At 75.3% G+C, this 17,743-nt stretch carries 12 protein-coding genes; 9 read left to right on the top strand and 3 right to left on the bottom strand.

The annotated features are described in order from the left end of the window. The first annotated feature begins 208 nt into the window (after window positions 1-208). On the top strand, window positions 209-1,393 hold the full coding sequence (locus OG335_RS00060) for a glycosyltransferase family 2 protein (RefSeq protein ID WP_405008902.1): 1,185 nt from the start codon (window positions 209-211) through the stop codon (window positions 1,391-1,393). A gap of 97 nt (window positions 1,394-1,490) precedes the next feature. On the opposite strand, the gene OG335_RS00055 is transcribed toward OG335_RS00060, so the two are convergent. Beyond that, window positions 1,491-4,709: a type I polyketide synthase gene (locus OG335_RS00055; protein WP_405008901.1), complete on the bottom strand. Its 3,219-nt coding sequence runs from the start codon at window positions 4,707-4,709 to the stop codon at window positions 1,491-1,493. Window positions 4,710-4,917: 208 nt separating this feature from the next. Here OG335_RS00055 and OG335_RS00050 point away from each other — a divergent pair, with 208 nt between their 5' ends. The 3 genes from OG335_RS00050 to OG335_RS00040 all read left to right on the top strand — a co-directional run bounded on the left by OG335_RS00050 (window position 4,918) and on the right by OG335_RS00040 (window position 9,759). Continuing rightward, complete coding sequence (locus tag OG335_RS00050) at window positions 4,918-8,163, top strand: amino acid adenylation domain-containing protein (protein WP_405008900.1); 3,246 nt, start codon at window positions 4,918-4,920, stop codon at window positions 8,161-8,163. Further along, a complete protein-coding gene (locus OG335_RS00045) occupies window positions 8,160-8,567 on the top strand; it encodes a RidA family protein (protein WP_405008899.1) in 408 nt (135 codons plus the stop codon). The genes OG335_RS00050 and OG335_RS00045 overlap by 4 nt, the downstream gene beginning before the upstream one ends. An 88-nt stretch (window positions 8,568-8,655) precedes the next feature. Beyond that, on the top strand, window positions 8,656-9,759 hold the full coding sequence (locus OG335_RS00040) for an alpha/beta hydrolase (protein WP_405008898.1): 1,104 nt from the start codon (window positions 8,656-8,658) through the stop codon (window positions 9,757-9,759). A 148-nt stretch (window positions 9,760-9,907) separates the two neighbouring features. Here the strand turns inward: OG335_RS00040 and OG335_RS00035 are convergent, their stop codons facing one another. Beyond that, window positions 9,908-11,143: a helix-turn-helix domain-containing protein gene (locus OG335_RS00035; RefSeq protein WP_405008897.1), complete on the bottom strand. Its 1,236-nt coding sequence runs from the start codon at window positions 11,141-11,143 to the stop codon at window positions 9,908-9,910. A 302-nt stretch (window positions 11,144-11,445) separates the two neighbouring features. Here OG335_RS00035 and OG335_RS00030 point away from each other — a divergent pair, with 302 nt between their 5' ends. The 5 genes from OG335_RS00030 (at window position 11,446) to OG335_RS00010 (ending at window position 16,961) form a co-directional block, all read left to right on the top strand. Continuing rightward, the gene (locus OG335_RS00030; RefSeq protein WP_405008896.1) at window positions 11,446-11,604 is read left to right on the top strand and encodes a hypothetical protein; all 159 of its coding nucleotides are present in this window, start codon (window positions 11,446-11,448) and stop codon (window positions 11,602-11,604) included. A gap of 792 nt (window positions 11,605-12,396) precedes the next feature. Continuing rightward, window positions 12,397-13,455, top strand: a complete 1,059-nt coding sequence (locus OG335_RS00025; protein WP_405008895.1) for a glycosyltransferase — start codon at window positions 12,397-12,399, stop codon at window positions 13,453-13,455. Between the two features lie 155 nt (window positions 13,456-13,610). Further along, window positions 13,611-14,402, top strand: a complete 792-nt coding sequence (locus OG335_RS00020) for a phytanoyl-CoA dioxygenase family protein (RefSeq protein ID WP_405008894.1) — start codon at window positions 13,611-13,613, stop codon at window positions 14,400-14,402. Between the two features lie 25 nt (window positions 14,403-14,427). Next, on the top strand, window positions 14,428-15,459 hold the full coding sequence (locus OG335_RS00015) for a polysaccharide deacetylase family protein (RefSeq protein WP_405008893.1): 1,032 nt from the start codon (window positions 14,428-14,430) through the stop codon (window positions 15,457-15,459). Between the two features lie 218 nt (window positions 15,460-15,677). After that, a complete protein-coding gene (locus OG335_RS00010; RefSeq protein ID WP_405008892.1) occupies window positions 15,678-16,961 on the top strand; it encodes a D-arabinono-1,4-lactone oxidase in 1,284 nt (427 codons plus the stop codon). A 68-nt stretch (window positions 16,962-17,029) separates the two neighbouring features. Here the strand turns inward: OG335_RS00010 and OG335_RS00005 are convergent. Continuing rightward, a partial coding sequence (locus OG335_RS00005) for an ATP-binding cassette domain-containing protein (protein ID WP_405008891.1) occupies window positions 17,030-17,743 on the bottom strand: 714 nt, incomplete at its 5' end.

Raw genomic sequence — 17,743 nt, 5'->3', positions numbered from 1 at the left:
GCGGGTGCCGGGCGGGTGCCGGGCGGGTGCCGGATCGGCCGTCCAGGGGTTGCTCTTCCCCCGTTCGCATTGCTCCAGACCTTCGGGCAACAGATTTGGCAACACCTTGCCACGATGTGCCTCCGCCCGTTACCGTCTGGCCTGCGGAGGGCTGGACCGGGTCGGCCCCGACCCGCACCCTCCGCCGGGCCTCGTGAGGAGCACACACATGGGCACGCCGAAATTCAGCGTCGTGATCCCCTACAAGCAGCGGCTGGACAACATCGGGCTGGTCTTCGCCGCACTCGCCGACCAGACCCTCGACCGCTCGGACTTCGAGGTCGTGGTCGGCGCCCTGGAGTACGCGCCGGAGTACACCGCCCTCTGCCGGGAGTACACGGACCGGCTCCGCATCGTCACCGTGACGGCCGACGTGCCGTGGAACCTCAGCCACGCGCGCAACCTGGCCGTGGCCCAGGCCACCGGCGAGGTGCTGGTCTTCCTCGACGCCGACATGATGCTGCCGCCCGGCTGCCTGGAGAACCTCTACACCCGGCACTACGCCCACCGGCAGAACGTCTGCATCGCCGGCGGGATGATCGGCTACGACGACGTGGCCGAACGCGACGTCGACACCGTCACCGCCCTGCCGTACAGCCACTACCGCACCGTGCTGGCGCAGTTGGAGCAGACCGACGTCAGCGGCATGGACGAGCGCTGGTCGCCCGCGTACCGCTCGCCGATCGCCCGCTTCCCGTGGGTGTACGCGCGCGGCGGGTTCCTCGCCCTTCCCGCCGCGACCCTGCGCCGCCACGGGCTGCACTTCGACGAGGGCTTCGACGGCTGGGGCCCCGAGGACCAGGAGTGGGGGCTGCGCGTCGCCGCCACGGGCACGCCCGTGCTGCTGCCGCAGGACGTGTACGGCGTGCACCTGCCGCACGCCCGCGACCTCTCCGCCAACGGCACCACCGCCGGGGTCAACAACAAGTACTACCTGGCCAAGTGGCCACGACTCGACCTCGAACTCGCCCTCGCCTTCGGCTGGCTGGAAGCCGACCGGATCTACCAGGAGGTCGAGCGCGAGCTCGCGGCGGCCGCCGGGGGCGAGGGCCGAGCGCTCGGAGCCGTCCGCGGCACCGTCAACGGCACGGACGTCCTCCTCGTCGGGGTGGTGACCGCGGACGGCATCCCCCTGCCCTCCCCCGACCTCGACGCCCTGGACGACACGCGCGCCCTCCCCGCGGTGCTCCCGCTCGCCGGGTTCGGCCTGCCCCACCCCGACGGCAGCGTCGAGGAGTGCCGCGTCCTGCCGCCGGTCGCCGCCCTCGGTGCGCGCTACCGCGACGCGATCCTCCGCGAGGCGGAGCGCGTCGCCCGCAAGGTCACCGCACCTGCCGGGGCCGCGCGGGGCTGACTCCGGCCGGAGACGCGCGAGGCGCCGCCCACCCCCCGGGCCCACCGGGGTGCGGGCGGCGCCTCGCGTCCGGGCCGGGCCCGGGGGTGGGCGCGGCTCAGGAGACTCCCGCGGGCACCGTCTCCGTCGACCCGTGGAGCAGCCTGCGGGCCAGCTCCGTCTGGCGGCCGAGGGTGCGGCCGAGCAGCATGTCGCGCACCGGCACCCGGATGCCGAGCTCCTGCCGGATCCGGTGCGCCAGACGGGTGATCAGCAGCGAGTCCCCGCCGAGCTCGAAGAAGTCGGACGCGTCGGTGAGCCCGTCGTGACCGAGCAGTTCCCGCCAGCACCGGGTCATCAGCACGGCGACGTCGACGTCCGGGACGGTCGCGGTGCCCGCGGCCGCCGATGGGTCGGGCACCGCAGGCCCCACCGCCACCGTCACGGCAGCCGCCACCGCCACTGCGGCCTCCGCCTCCGCCGTCGCCGTCACCGCAGCCGCCGTCACCGCGCCCGGTGCGGCGGCGGTCGTCACGGCGGCGGTCGGCGCAACGGCGGCGGGGCGCGGGCGTGCCTCCGGGGCGATCCAGCGCGGCCCGGCGAAGGCGTAGCCCGGCAGGTGGACGGTGCGCCCGCCGCCGCACAGCCCGCCGGGTGCGAGGGGCAGCCCCTCCACCCAGAGGGCGCCCAGTGCGGCGAGCACCTCGGCGCCCGGCCCGGCCGTACGGTCCGGCGAGAGCGGTACGGCCGGCAGGCCCGCGGCGTCCGCCATCGCCGACAGCACCCGGCCGGGCCCGATCTCGACGGCGACGGCGCCCGGCAGTTGGGCGGCGACCGCCGCGAGTCCGTCGGCGAACCGCACCGCCCCGCGGGCCTGTCCGGCGAAGTGGCCGGGGGCGAGGACGGCCCCGGCCGGCAGGAGGCGGCCGGTGGCGTTGGCGGCGAGCGGCACCCGCAGGACCTGCGGGGACGACCCGGCGGCTGCCTCGGCGACCGCCGCGAGGGCCGGCTCGATGAGCGGCGAGTGGAAGGCGCGTGCGGTGGCGAGCCGGCGGGTGAAGGTCCGCCCGGCCAGCCAGGCCTCGAAGGCGTCGATCTCGCCGGGGGCGCCCGCGACCACGCAGGAGTCGGGGGTGTTGACCGCCGCGACCCCTACCAGGGCGCCTGCGGCGGCGATCCAGGCCAGGGCCTCGTCCTCGGTGCAGCCGAGGGCGAGCATGGCGCCTTCGGGGCAGGCCTGCATGGCCCGTCCGCGGGCGATGACGAGGCGCGCGGCGTCCGCGAGGCCGAGCGCGCCGGCGACGCAGGCCGCGGTGATCTCGCCCAGGCTGTGCCCGGCCACCGCGGCGGGGCGTACCCCGAGGTCCGCGAGCGCCGTGGCGGCCGCGTACCCGACCGCGAACAGCGCCGGCTGTGCGAGCACGGTGTCCGCCAGCGCGTCGGCGGGGGCGCCCCGGTCGAGCAGCAGCGTCCGCAGCAGGCCGGGCGTCGGCACCGTCCCGGAGCCGTCGGTGGCGCCGGAGCCTCCGGTGGCGCCGAGGCCGTCGTCGAGGGCCGCCAGGCAGTCGTCGAGGGCCTGCCGGAATCCGGGCAGCGCCTCCGCGAACGGCCGTGCCATGCCGGGGTGCTGCGTGCCCTGGCCGGGGAAGAGGAACACCGCGGGCACCGTGCCGGAGACCGGGCGCCGACCGGTGACGACGCCTTCGCCGCTGCGCAGCCGGGCCGCGACCTCCGCGCCGCCGCGTCCGGTGACCGCGAGCCGCCAGGGCAGTGCGGCCCGTCCGGTGGCCAGGGTGGACGCCACGTCCGCGAGGTCGGCCCCGGTGGTGACGAGGTGTCGGCCCGTCCGGTCGGCGGCCCGGGCCAGTGCCTCCGGGTCGGCGGCCGACAGCACCACGAGCCGCTCCCGCGGCACCTCGGCGGGCGCGGTGGGCGCGGTGGGCGCGGTGGCGGTGACCGCGGTGGCCGCGGACGACCCGGCGGCGGGTACGGCAGCGGGGGTCGGTGTGGCGGCAGGGGTGACGGGCGGGGTGACGGGCCGCAGGGGTGGCTGCTCCACGACGACGTGGGCGTTGGTGCCGCCGATGCCGAACGCGCTGACGCCGGCGCGCCGCGGCTCCGGGCCGGTCCAGGCGGCGGCCTCGCGCGGTACGTGCAGCGGCGATCCCTCGGACTCCAGCAGCGGGTTCGGTGTGGTGAAGCCGGCCACCGGGGGCACGACGCCGTGCCGGACGACCAGCAGTGCCTTGATCAGCGCGGCCACGCCCGCGGCGTTGTCGAGGTGGCCGGTGTTGGCCTTGAGCGCACCGACCGCCACCTGTCCGGGCCGGGCGCCCGCGGCGGCGAGCGCCGCGGAGGCCGCCGCCCACTCGATGGGGTCGCCGACCCGGGTGCCGGTGCCGTGGGTCTCCAGGTAGCCGACGGTCGTGCCGTCGACGTCCGCCGCGCGGAGGGCGGCGCGGATCACCGCCTGCTGCCCGCCGACCGACGGCGCGTAGTAACCGGCCTTCGCCGAGCCGTCGTTGTTGATGGCGGTGCCGAGCACCACGCCGTACGGGTCGAGGTCCTCGTCGAGGGCGTCCTGCAGTCGGCGCAGCACGACGCAGGCGACCCCCGACCCGGCGACGACGCCGTCGGCCTCGCCGTCGAACGGTCGGCAGCGGCCGGTCGGCGAGTGGATCCCTCCGGGCAGGTGGAGGTGCCCGCCCTGCGGGTACGGGATGCCGGCGGCGACGACGAGGGCCTGGTCGCAGTCGCCGTTGAGCAGGGCCTGGGTGGCGAGGTGCACGGCGACGAGGGAGGAGGAGCAGGCGGTCTGCACGGCCATGGCGGGGCCGGTCAGCCCGAGGCGGTAGGAGACCAGGCTCGCCAGGAAGTCGGGCTCCGTGCCGTGGACGGCGTCCTCCAGCGTGACGGGGTCGAGCAGGCCGCCGGCGGCCATGGCGCGGAGGTAGCCGCTGCCGGAGGCCGAGGCGTAGACGGCGGTCACGGGAGCGACGCCGAGCGGGTCGGTGCCGGCGTCCTCCAGGGCCGACCAGGCGGTCTCCAGGATGAGCCGGTGCTGGGGGTCCATCAGCTCGGCCTCGCGCGGGCTGATCCGGAAGAGCGCGGCGTCGAAGCGGTCGGCGTCGTCGAGGTGGCCGCGCACGGGCACGTAGCCGGGGTCGTCGAGCAGGACGCGGGGAACTCCTGCGTCGGCGAGGTCCTGCCGGTCGTGGCGGGTGGTGAGCACCCGCCCGGCCTTCACTGCCTCCCAGAGCGACGCCACGTCGGGGGCGTTCGGGAATCGTCCGGAGATGCCGGTGACGGCGATATCCAGGGAACGGTCGCGGACCATCGAACCACCTTCGGCTAGCGCGGTGCCCGGGCCGTCCGCGGCGCTGCGCGGGTCGGACGGCCTCCGCGGCCGGCGGGTGCCCGGCCGCGGCCCGGCCAACATTGCCAGACCGGACAAGCCTGTGGCAATATCTTGCCTTCCAGTTGGCAACATTGGTGGCCTCCGCGGTGGACTGCGAGGCCGACCGGACCCGAGGGGAGAGGTCGGCGTGCTACCTGACCCGGCATGGACCGAGGGGCGCACTTCCACCGCGCCCGACGAGGGACTGCACGAGACGTTCGCCCGCACCGCGCGGCGCCACCCGCACCGGACCGCCCTCGTCGGAACCGGCGGCCGCCTCACCTACCGGCAGCTCGACCGCACGGCCGACGCCTGGGCGGGCCGCCTGACCGCCGCCGGCGTCGTGCCGGGCGACCTCGTCCCCGTCCTGCTGCCGCGGGGCCTCGACCTCGTCACCGCCCTGCTCGCCGTGCTCAAGACCGGCGCGGCGTACGCCCTGCTCGACCCGGCCTGGCCCGCCGACCGCCTCGGCCGCGTACGGGAGTTGCTGGACCCGCCGCTGCTGATCGCCCCACCCGGCCATCCTGGCCTGCCCGGCACCGGCCAGGCCACGACGCCACCGACCGGCACGGGCCGGGAACCGCTCGTGTGGACCCCGCCGGCCGAACCGGTCGACCCGCCCGCCGGCTTCCGTCCGGTGCCCGTCGGCGGCGACGCCGCCTGCTGCGTGTTCTTCACCTCCGGCACGACCGGCCGGCCCAAGGGCGTCGTCACCCCGCACCGCGCCACCGCACGACTCTTCCCGACCGACGGCTTCGCCCGGTTCACCCCGCACTCCGTCGTGCCGCTCGCCGCCCCCACCCCGTGGGACGCCTTCTCCCTGGAGCTCTGGTCCGTCCTCCTCAACGGCGGCACCTCGCTCGTCGTGGAGGACGCCTACCTCTCCCCCGCCGCGCTGCGCGACGCGGTCACCACCCACCGGGCGGACACCGTCTGGCTCACCAGCAGCCTCTTCAACCTGGTCGTCGACGAGGACCTCGACGCCTTCCGCGGCGTCACCCAGGTGATGACCGGCGGCGAACGCCTCTCCGCCCCGCACGTCCGCCGGTTCCTGCGCCGCCACCCCGGCACCGCGCTGCTCAACGGCTACGGCCCGGTCGAGAACACCGTCTTCGCCACGACCCACCGCATCACGGAGGTCGACTGCGACCTCCCCGGCGGCATCCCGCTCGGGCGTCCCGTCCCCGGCACCCAGGTGCACGTGCTGGACGGCGACCGCCCCTGCGGCGCCGGCCGCACCGGCGAGATCTGCCTCGGCGGCGACGGCCTCGCCCTCCACTACCTCCGCGAACCCGCCCTCACCGCACGGGCCTTCGTCACGGTCGTGATCGACGGGCGCCCCCGGCGCCTCTACCGCACCGGCGACCTCGGCACGTGGGACACCGACGGCCTCCTGCACTTCCGCGGCCGCGCGGACCGCCAGCTCAAGATCCGCGGCCACCGCGTCGAACCCGCCGAGGTGGAACGGCAGATCGAGCGCCTGCTGCCCGGCGTCACCGCCTGCCGGGTGCTCGGACGGCAGACCGCGGACGGCGGCCGGGAGCTCGTGGCGTTCTGCACCCCGCAGGAACCGGGCGACCGACTGCCGGACGCCGTACGCATCCTGGACACCGCACTCGTCCCCTACCAGCGGCCCGCCGCCGTGGTCGCCGTCGGCGCCTTCCCCCGCACCCCGCAGGGCAAGCTCGACGAAGCCGCGCTCCTCGCCCTGGCCGCGGCACCCCCCGCGGCCCGCCCACGGGACGGTGCCGACCCGGACGTCGCACCCGCCACCCTCACCGACCCCGCCGACCGCGTGGTCGCCGAGGCCTTCGCCGAGGTCCTCCGGCGGGACGCCGTACCGCTCGACACCCCCTTCGTCGAGCTCGGCGGCAGCTCCCTCGGCGCCGGACGGGTCTGCGCCCGCCTCGCCGCACGCCTCGGCCGGCCCGTGCCGGTCTCCCGCCTCTACGAGCTGCCGACCGTCACCTCTCTCGCCGACTGGCTGCGCGCCACCGGCACTCCCCCGCAGGACGCGGCCACCGGCTCCGGTCCCTCCCCCGACCCCACCGACACACCGCTGACACCGCTGACACCGCTGACACCGCTGCAGACCGTCTACCTCACCCGGCAGATGCTCGAACCGGCCGACCTGACCGCACACTGCCTGCTCACCTGGACGATCACCGGCGACCTCGACCACGGCGCGCTGGAGGACGCCGTCGCCGACGTGCATCGCCGCCACGAACCGCTGCACAGCGGGTACTTCCTCGACCCGGCCCCGCACGCACGGCCGACGGACATCCCGCCACCGCTGCTCGACGTCCTGCCCGACCGACCGGACACCGCCGCCGCCGTCCGGGCGCTCCGCACCGAACTCGCCGACGAACTCGCCCTGGACGAAGGTGAGGTGTGGCGCACGGCGCTGGTGCCGGTGAGGCCCGCAGGCGCGCCCGACGGACCGCGCACCGCGGTGTTCGGCTGCGTCGTGCACCACATCGCCTTCGACGGATGGTCGGAGTCCGTCCTCGCCCGGCACCTCGCCGACGCCTACGCCGAACGCACGGCCGCCACCGTCCATGGCCCGCAGGCCGATGCGGAGCCGCCCCGGCCTGCGCCCGGCCTGGCGGAGGTCCACGCCGAACGCCTCCGCCACGCCCGGCACGCCGGGCCGCGCGACCGCCACGAGTCGTACCTGCGCGACGAGTTGAAGGGTCTCCCGGCCCTGCCCTGGCCCTCCGCCGACGGGACCCGCGACGCCACGGGTCCGGGCCGGGTGGAGGCCCGCCTCACCGCGGCCCAGCTCGCCGGCGTCGACGCCCTGGCGACGGACGCGGGCACGACCCGGTTCGGCGCCCTGCTCGCGCACTGGGCCGCGGCCCTGGCCGAGACCACCGGTGCGCGGGACTTCGGGGTCGGCGTACCCGTGGCGCAGCGCGACTCGCCGATCCTCGCCGGTGCCGTCGGCTGCCACATCGAGATGCTCTGCCTGCGGCTGCGCGGCACCGCGCTCGACGGCGGCACGACCGGCGCACGGGAGACCGGCCGCACGGTGGCCCGCGCACTCGCCGCCCAGGACGTGCCGTTCGCCGACGTGCTGCGACTCACCGAGCCGCGACGCACCGGTCGGCCACCCCTCTACCAGGTGCTGTTCGCCCTCCAGGACAACGCCGCACCCCGGCTCGGACTCCCCGGCCTGCACACGGCGTTCCTCCGGCAGCCGTACCTGGAGCTGCCGCTCGAACTCCACACCGAGCTCTGGCCCGACGACGACGGCGGCATGCGCCTGGAGGTGGCCTTCCGTCCGGACGCCGTCGCGGAGTCCACCGCCCGGGAGCTCGCCGACCGCTTCACCGGCCGTCTCACGGCCCCCGCACCGCACGCGGCCCCTCTCTCCCCAGGAGTACCGGCATGACCAGACTCACCCACATCTCCGCACCCGCGGGCGTCGCGCCCAGCGACGGCTACACGCACGTGGTGACCGGCCCTGGCCGGCTGGCCGCCGTCGCCGGACAGCTGCCCTTCGACGAGAAGGGCTCCCTCGTCGGCGAGGGCGACCCCGCCGCCCAGGCCCGGCAGGTCTTCACCAACATGCGGGCCTGTCTGGCCGCGGCCGGGGGCACCTTCGACGACGTCGTCAAACTGACCGTCCACCTCACGGACATGGCGCACCTGACCGAGGTGCTCGCCGTCCGCGACGAGTTCATCGACACCGAGCGCCCGCCGGCCAGCACCGTCATGCAGGTGGCGGCGCTGTTCCTGCCCGAACTCCTTCTGGAGGTCGACGCGTTGGCGATCCTCGCGGACGACGCGCCCTGAACCGCGGCACAACCCCCCAGCCGCTGCCGATGCCGCTTCCGCTTCCGCCCACCGCACCGCGTCCCCGACCGTCCACGGCAGGAGTGCCATGACCGACCTCGCCGCCCCCACCGGGCACAGCACCTCCACCGACCCCGGCACCGCGACCGACCGCGGCAACCCCGCCCTCGGCGACCCCACCGACACCGTCACCGACACCCGTACGGCGGCGGCCCGCACCGCCGGCGGCGCCCCGCCGCCGTTCGACCGCGAGCTGGCGCAGCCGCTCGCGGCGATCCTCGCCGACCTCGCGATGCCGCTGACTCCGGCGCTGATCCCGGACCGTCGCCGCCGCAGCGCGGCCGGCCGGCTCACCGACGCACAGATCCTCCGCGGCGGCGCCTTCACCCTGGAGCACCTGGAGGTACCCGCCGCGCACGGCAGGCCCGCGATCCCCCTGCTGCTGTGCCGGCCGACCGCCGTCGACGTGCCGCGGGGCGTCGTCCACCACACGCACGGCGGCGGGATGGTGGCCGGCAGCCACCGCAGCACCGAGCTCGCCGGGGAGCTCGACCGGGCCGGGGAGCTCGGCCTGGCCGTGCTGTCCGTCGACTACCGGCTCGCGCCCGAACACCCCGACCCGGTGCCGGTGGAGGACTGCTACGCCGCGCTGCTCTGGCTGGCGGACCACGCCGTACGGCTGGGCCTGCCGGCCGACCGGATCGTGCTCAGCGGCAACAGCGCGGGAGGTGCGCTGGCCGCCGGCCTCGCCCTGCTCTGCCGTGACCGCGGCGGGCCCCGGCCGGCCGGGCAGCTGCTGCAGTTCCCGATGCTCGACGACCGTTCCGACAGCTTCTCCGCCCGGCAGATGGCCCGGGTCGGTCTCTGGGACGGCCTCTCCAACCGCGCGGGCTGGACGGCACTGCTCGGTGACCGCCGGGGTACGGACGCCGTCACGCCGTACGCCGCGCCCGCGCGGGCCCACGATCTCGCGGGGCTGCCCCCGGCGTTCCTGGAGGTCGGCTCGGTGGAGGCGCTGCGCGACGAGGGCGTCGCCTACGCCTCGCGCCTCTGGCGGGCGGGTTGCGAGGCTGAACTCCACGTCTGGGCCGGGGCGTTCCACAGCTTCGACGAATGGGTGCCGTCGGCGGTGGTCTCGCGGAGCGCGCACGCCGCCCGGGTGGCGTGGCTGCGGCGGGTCCTGGAGCTCTGAGCGCGGGCGGCACGACGTACGGCCGACGGCGGTCCCCCGTCCGGGTGGGGGACCGCCGTCGGCCTGCCGTCGTGCCGTGATGCCGTGATGCCGTGATGCCGTGATGCCGTGATGCCGCGGGTGGGTGCCGCGGGTGCGCGGCGCCGACTCAGGGGGCGGGGACGGGCCGGCCCTGGTGGAGCTCCTCCAGGGCCTCCGCGAGGATGCGCCAGATGTCCGCGGCGAGGTCGATGTTGGAGCTCTGACGGGCCTCCTCGCCCAGCTCCTTCAGCCGGCCGAGCCCTTCGGCCTCCCTGCCCTCCAGGAGCAGCAGGCGGCTGTCGAGGATGCCCAGGCGCACCTGGTCGCGGTAGACCAGGAGGAGTTCGTCCCGGCTGAGTTCGTCGTGCGCCCGGCGGGCGTCGTCGAACCGCCCCTCGTGGAAGGCGAGGTAGGCCTGCAGGGTGAGCAGTTCCTGCCGCAGGACGGGCGTGCCGACGAGGGAGAGCGCCGTCCCGGCCTCCTGCAGGCAGTCCCGGCCGCGGTCGACCATGGGCGGCTTGGTCTGGAGGTAGAGGGAGGCGGCGGCGAGCCGCAGCCGCACCCACAGGGTGAGGTCGACCCTGCTCTCCAGGCCGAGCATCGCGCGCTCCAGGTAGTCGCGGGCGCCGTCGTGGTCGCCCTGCCGGGAGCGGACGGTGGCCGCGGACCACAGCGCCTCGGTGCGTGCCACGTCCGACCCGCCGCGTTCCGTGAGCCGGACGAGCTCGTCGACGTGCGCCCGGGCGTCGGGCAGCTGACCGGCCTCGGCCTCGGCGGCGACGAGGGTCTGGAGCGCCGCTCCGGTGTCGGAGACGGAGAGCTTCGCCTCGGAGGCGAGCTGGTAGGCGCGGGAGGCCACGCCGATGGCGCGGGCCACCTCGCCGGTCGACCGGAGCAGCCGGGCGAGCTGTGCCCAGGCGCGGCACTGCAGCTCGGGCAGGCCGAGTTCGTCGGCGATCCGGGCGAGCTCCTCCAGGCAGGCGCGCTCCTCGGAGTGCCGGCCCTGGCGCCGCCAGTAGCGGAAGACCACCCACAGGGCCTGCCAGCGCGAGAGGAGGTCGGCTCCCGGGGCGCGGTTCAGTGCGGTGATGAGGGCTTCGATCGCCTCGTCGCTGTCCGTGGACGTCGCGATGGAGAGGGCCTGGGCCAGTGAGCCGCCGCTGGCGGGCACGTCGAAGGCGGACCGGTCGACGCCGAACCGGTCGGCGAGGTAGGCCACCACGCGATCGGTCGGTTGCCGCGCTCCCGATTCCAGTCGCGACAGGTATCCGGTCGAGATTTCGTCGCCCGCGAGGGCGGCCTGCGAGAGGCCGCGCTCCTGCCTCAACTCCCTGAGGCGACGGCCGAAAAAGGGCTGCTCCATCATGCTGATCCCACAATCCACACGGATTCAGTTTCGGTCAGACGGTCAGCCCCCTGCGGGGGGCCTGCAGGGACATGCCGGGAGCCTCACCACTGTGCCAGAGGCAACTGTAATGGGCTGACACCGTTTCTGGCAATTGTGCCCGCACACGCTAGGCAAGTGATCTTCACCACAGAGTGACACCTTGTCACTAATTTGACATCTTTCAGGCAAGGACTTGCCAACGATCTTTTCCCGCGACTAGTTTTTCTTCTCGTACCAACGGATGCACCGATCCCTGCCCCTCCTCGACTGGAGCCGTCATGCGCAAGTACATCGGAACCGCCTCCGCCGCCGCCCTCGCCACCCTCCTGCTGGCCCTCCTGGTCGCCGCCCCGTCGAGCGCGGCGATCCAGGCGCCGGGAGGCGCCTCGACCGTCGTCCTCGCCGGCGACGGCCTGGACGACATCGACTGGCCGTGACACGACGGACACGCACGACCCCCGCGCCGTGCGGGCCGCGTCCCGCACGCACCTCCCGTCCGCCGCGCCGCCCGGTCGGCCCGGGTCCTCGGACCCCGGACGCCCGGAACCTGTGACGGTCGGCCGGCGGACTTCTCCCGGGTGAATCGGCACCTTTCCTCGCCGCACTCCCGCAGGGATCTTGACTAAACTTGTCAACGATTTGCCATAGCGGCATTCCGGGCTCCGGGTGAGCGCGGCCAATCGGGAGAACGCTCTCCCAGCTTTCCGCCAACGCCTGTGTTCTGCCCTGCACCGAAAAACCGCGTCGGCGGTCTCGAACCGACCGCCCGGCTCGTCGCGGGCGACCGTCCCACAGGCCCCATCAGGCCCACGGAAGCACCCATTTCGGACCTGCGGCGCTGCGGCCGGCCATGCCCGAACGAGAGAGCGCTTTCCCATCCGCCTTCCGTCCCGGTCCGGCCACGACCCGGCCCCGTGTTCCAGCCCCGTTCCAGTCCCGACCCGGCCCCGTGTTCCAGCCCCGTTCCAGTCCCGACCCGGCCCCGACCCGGCCCCGTTCCGACACCGTTGCGCGGGCGTCCCCGCGGGGCCGTACCGACCCGGCGGACCGCCTGGTCCGACCGTGCGTCAGGCCGACCGCCGCGCGTCGGTCGAGCCGTCGGACCGGTGGCCGAGCCGTCGGGGTCCGGTGGTCGGACCGTCAGGCCGCCGAACCGGCACACCCCGCAGAGCCGGCAGCCGCCGAGAACACGCCCGGCCGGCCGTCAACCCCTCCTCGAAGGAGAACCCATGCCCCTGACCGCGCACGACCCGGTGGGCACGCCCACCGTCGCCGTGATCATCCCCGTCCTGAACGGGGCCGCGCACATCGACCACGCGCTGGCCTCCCTCGTCACCCAGACCGTCCCGCCGACCGAGGTCGTCGTCGTCGACGACGGTTCGGACGACGACACGTACGAGCGCGCCGGCCGCTGGACCGACCTGCTGCCGCTGCGCGTCATCCGCGGCGAGCACCGGGGCACCTGGCACGCCCGGCAGACCGCCATCGCGGCGACCGGCTCCGAACTCGTCCTCCAGCTCGACGCGGACGACATGCTCCTGCCGGGTGCCGTCGCCGCCATGACCAAGGCGTACGCCGAGCGTCCCGGGCTGATCGCGCCCCGCCGGCTGCTGCTCGTCGAGAACGAGACGGAGGACATCCCGCGGCCGGTCACCGAGCGCCTGCCGGACTCCGACGACCAGTACGCCTACATGCTGGTGCGCAACTACCTCGGCGTCGGCTGCCTCTACAGCCGCAAGGACTACGAGGCGGTCGGCGGCTACCGGCCGTGCCGGTACGCGGAGGACTGGGACCTGTGGCTGCGGTTCGCGGCCGCCCGCATCCCCGTGTCGCTGCCGATCGAGCCGACGTACGTCTACCAGATGCACAGCGGCAACCTGTCCAGCAACATCGACATCGGCGCGACCGACCTGGAGATCCTCGGCCGTTTCCTGGAGGACGGCGACGCGCACCACCGTCTGATCGCCAAGCTGGCGTACCTCCAGCGCGCCGGACTCCCCTACGTGGAGAGCCTGGAGGAGCGCGCCCCCGCGGACTCCCCCGTCGCCGTCGCCGCGGCCGGGCTGTCCGAGGGCGACCCCGTCGAGGTGCGGTACGACCGCGACCTCGGGTACGTCCTCGTCGGCCACGCGGCGGACACCGGTGACCGCCGCCTGGTGGTCCTCTCCCCCGACGGGCAGCGGCGGCTGCGGTCCGTCGTGCTGCCCACGGGGCTCCTCGAGTCGAACGAGACCGACCCCGTGCACCACTGGGAGGGCTGCGACCTCACCTGGTGGGGCTGGCACTGACACCGGCCGCCCCGCCCCCGTACGGCACCGCCCCTGACGTCTCGGCGGTCGGCCTGCGACGCTCCGGGCCCGCCGAGGGCCCGTCCGCGCACCGGGCCCGCCGCGGCCGCGCCGCCCGCCGAGGGACACCGAACGCAACAGAGCGGAGTACGCCCATGACCCCTCAGACGTTACTGCCCCTCAGGTCCACCGACCTCGACCGGTTCACGGAGGACGGCTACCTCGTCCTGCCCGGGTTCCTCCCCGACGAGCTGGCCGGTCGGCTCCGGCGGGAGGCCGACCACTGGGTCGACGACGGCCTGCGGGCCCGGTCGATCGCCGCGGTGCTCGACCCCGACGCGCACGGCGCCCCGCCGGTCGTCGAGGTGGAGCTGCCCGCCCACGGCGAACTCGTCGGGCACCCGCCCCTGCTGGAGCTGCTCGCCGGGCTGATGGGCCCGTCGTTCGCCTTCCACCACCTGCACAGCGACCGGCAGGCCCCGGACACCCCGGGCAAGGCCTGGCACCACGACTACGAGCAGCGGCCGCAGACCGACCGGCGGTACGCGATGATCCACACCCTGCACTACCTCGACGGCCTCGACCGCGGCACGTCCTCGCTGGCCGTGCTGCCCGGCTCGCACCGGGAGGTGGCCGACAAGGACGCCCGTGCCGGGCTCGGCACCCGGGAGCTGCCGGGCGAGGTGGTCATCGACCGGCTGCCGCCCGGGTCGACGGTCGTGCTGCACTCGGCGCTCTTCCACGCCCGGCGCCGCCGGCCCGGATCGGCGGGCAAGGACCGCTACTTCGTCGACGCCTCCTACTGCGAGACCGGCCGGCTCTGGCCGCCCGTCAAGCCGTACTGGCGCTCCGTGCTGCGCAGAGCGCAGGACCTCGGCCTCGACCACGGCCGGTGGCCCGAGCTCTTCGCCGAGCGCCACTTCACCGAGTACACCCGGCCGGCCTGAGCCGCTGCCCCGACGGAGGTACAGGATGTTGTACTCAGGAGTCTCCTGGGGCGCCACCGGCTTCGAGGTCGACACCGTCGGCCCCGACGGCGGACGCGTGCTGCCCCGGATGCAGTTCGCCGCGGGCCGGGCCGATGAGATGATCGCGTACCTGCGCGGCATCCGGGGCCCGCACGCCACCGTGGTGGAGAGCACCAACGGGATCCTCGACGGCCGCATGATGGCGGCCGGCCTGGAGGTGTTCCGGGCGGACGAGGACGCCCTGCCCCGACGGCCGTCGTTCGGGTCCGTCCCGGCCGTCGACGTCGCGCACGCCGCGGCCCGCGCCCCGGCCGCGCTCACCCGGCTGGTCCGCAACCGCGGCACCCAGACCGGGCGCGAGCCGCTGCTGGAGCGGTGGATCGCCTCCGCCGCCGACGCGACGGCCCGGATGTCCGCCGCGGGCCGCTGCCTCGACCACGGGCCCCGCGAGCGCCGGGAGATCGCGCTGACCTTCGACGACGGCCCGCTGCCGCCCTACACCGGGCGGATCCTCGACGTGCTGGAGCGGTACGGCGTGCCGGCGACCTTCTTCTGCGTGGGCATGAACGCCGGCGCGTACCCGGAGGAGGTCCGGCGGATCCGCGCACAGGGCCACGGGCTGGCGAACCACACCTGGTCGCACCCGTTCCTGCCGGAGCTCACCCGCCCGGAGCTGGTCGAGCAGCTCGCGCGCACCCGCGACCGGATCGCCGAGGTGTCGGACGGCCCGGCGCCCACGCTGTTCCGGCCGCCGTACGGCGCACGCACCCCCGAGGTGGTGCGGTGGCTCACCGAGGAGGACGCCCGCGTCGTGCTCTGGGACGTCGCCCCGGACGACTGGGCGATGCCCGGCGCGGACTTCATCGCCGACACCGTCCTCGCCGAGGCCCGCCCGGGGTCGGTGGTGCTCCTGCACGACGGCGGCGGCGACCGGTCGCAGACGGTCGAGGCGCTGCCCGCCGTCATCGAGGGCCTGCTGGAGCGCGACTACCGCTTCGTCCTCGTCGACGACATGGTGACGGCGCCGGTCGGCTGACCCGCGCCCCGCACGGCACGCGGCGGGGCCGGGTGGGGGAGCCCGAACGAGCGGCACTCCCCCACCCGGCCCCGTGCTGCCGGAACCCCGCACGTGCAGCCGCGGGCCGTCCGCCGCCCCGTACCTGCCCCCCGTGCCTGCCCCGCGTACCTGCCCCGCGTATCTGCCCCCGTATCTGCCCCCGTGCCCGTACCCGTACCGATCGGAGTGATCACGCCATGGAGTCCCTCCCGACCACGAACTGGGCCGGCAACGTCGCCTTCGGCGCCGAGCGCACCCACCGGCCGCGCGACCTCGACGAGCTGCGCCGGCTCGTCGCCGGCTCGGCCCGGATCAGAGCGCTCGGCAGCGGCCACTCGTTCAGCCGGGTCGCCGCCGCGCCCGGCGACCTCGTCGTGCTCGACGGGCTGCCGGCCGCCGTCGACGTGGACACCGACCGCTCGACGGTCCGCGTGCCGGCGGGCCTGCGCTACGCCGAACTCGCCGTCGCCCTGCACCGGTCCGGCCTCGCCCTCGGCAACCTCGCGTCGCTGCCGCACATCTCCGTCGCCGGGTCGGTGGCGACCGGCACGCACGGTTCCGGCGACGCCCGCCGCTGTCTGGCCGCCGCCGTGACGGGCCTCCAACTCGTCGGCCCGGAGGGCGACCTCGTCGAGCTGGACCGCGCCACCGCACCGGACACCTTCCCCGGGTCGGTCGTCGCACTCGGCGCGCTCGGCGTCGTCACCCGTCTCACCCTGGAGGTCGAACCCGCGTACACGATGGCGCAGCGCGTCCGGGTGGCGGTACCCCTCACCGAGGTCGCCGACCGCTTCGACGCAGTCCTCGGCGCCGCCGACAGCGTCAGCGTGTTCACGGACTGGCGCGGCCCGGAGGCCCAGGTCTGGCTCAAGCGGCGTACCGACGGCAGCGGCAGTCACAGTGATAGCAGCAGTGACAGCGGCAGCGGCTGGGAGGGCGGCCGGGCGGCGGACCGCCCGCTCAACCCCGTGCCGGGCATGCCGCCGGAGCACAGCACCGAGCAACTCGACGTGCCCGGGCCGTGGTTCGAGCGGCTTCCGCACTTCCGCCCGGAGCTGACGCCCGGCGCGGGGGAGGAGCTGCAGTCGGAGTACTACCTGCCGCGGGAGGCGGCGCCCGCCGCGTTCGAGGCGCTGCGCGACATCGGCGACCTGGTCGCGCCGGCGCTGCACGTCGCGGAGGTCCGGACGGTCGCCGCCGACGATCTGTGGCTCAGCCCCGCGTACCGGCGGCCCACGGCGACCTTCCACTTCACGTGGGTCCGCGACGCCGCCGCCGTCGCACCGGTGATCGCGGCGGTCGAGGAGCGGCTGATACCGCTGGGCGGCCGGCCGCACTGGGGCAAGCTCACCGGCCTGGCCCCGGACGAGCTGGCCGCGCGCTACGAGCAGGCCGGCGAGTTCGGACGGCTGGCGCGGAAACTCGACCCGGCCGGGAAGTTCCGCAACGCGTTCCTCGACGCCCTGCTCGGCGACGGCTGACCCGTGCGGGTGGCCACCGGGCGGTGCGGCAGCGGGTGTCGCACCGCCCGGTGGGAGCGACGGCGCGGTCAGCCGCCGACGTACGCCGCGAGGTGCTCGCCGGTGAGGGTGGAGCGGGCGGCGACGAGGTCGGCGGGTGTGCCCTCGAAGACGATCCGGCCGCCGTCGTGGCCGGCGCCGGGGCCGAGGTCGATGATCCAGTCGGCGTGCGCCATGACGGCCTGGTGGTGCTCGATGACGATCACCGACTTGCCGGAGTCGACGAGCCGGTCGAGGAGGCCGAGCATCTGCTCGACGTCGGCGAGGTGGAGGCCGGTGGTCGGCTCGTCCAGGACGTACACGCCGCCCTTGTCGGCCATGTGGGTGGCCAGCTTGAGCCGCTGCCGCTCGCCGCCGGACAGCGTGGGGAGCGGCTGGCCGAGGGTGAGGTAGCCGAGCCCGACGTCCGCGAGCCGGTCGAGGACGGCATGCGCGGCCGGGGTGCGGGCCTCGCCGGTGCCGAAGAACTCCTCGGCCTCCGCCACCGACATGGCGAGCACCTCGCTGATGTCGCGGCCGCCGAGGCGGTACTCCAGCACCGAGGCCTGGAACCGCTTGCCCTCGCAGTCGTCGCAGGGGGAGGCCACACCGGCCATCATCGCCAGGTCGGTGTAGACGACGCCCGCGCCGTTGCAGGTGGGGCAGGCGCCCTCGGAGTTGGCGCTGAACAGCGCCGGCTTCACGCCGTTGGCCTTCGCGAACGCCTTGCGGATCGGTTCGAGCAGCCCGGAGTACGTCGCCGG

Origin of the sequence: Kitasatospora sp. NBC_01539 (assembly GCF_045040525.1) — a bacterium.
GTDB lineage: Bacteria > Actinomycetota > Actinomycetes > Streptomycetales > Streptomycetaceae > Kitasatospora.
Note: the sequence above shows the minus strand (reverse complement) of the source record. Positions and strands in the feature narration are given on the sequence as shown.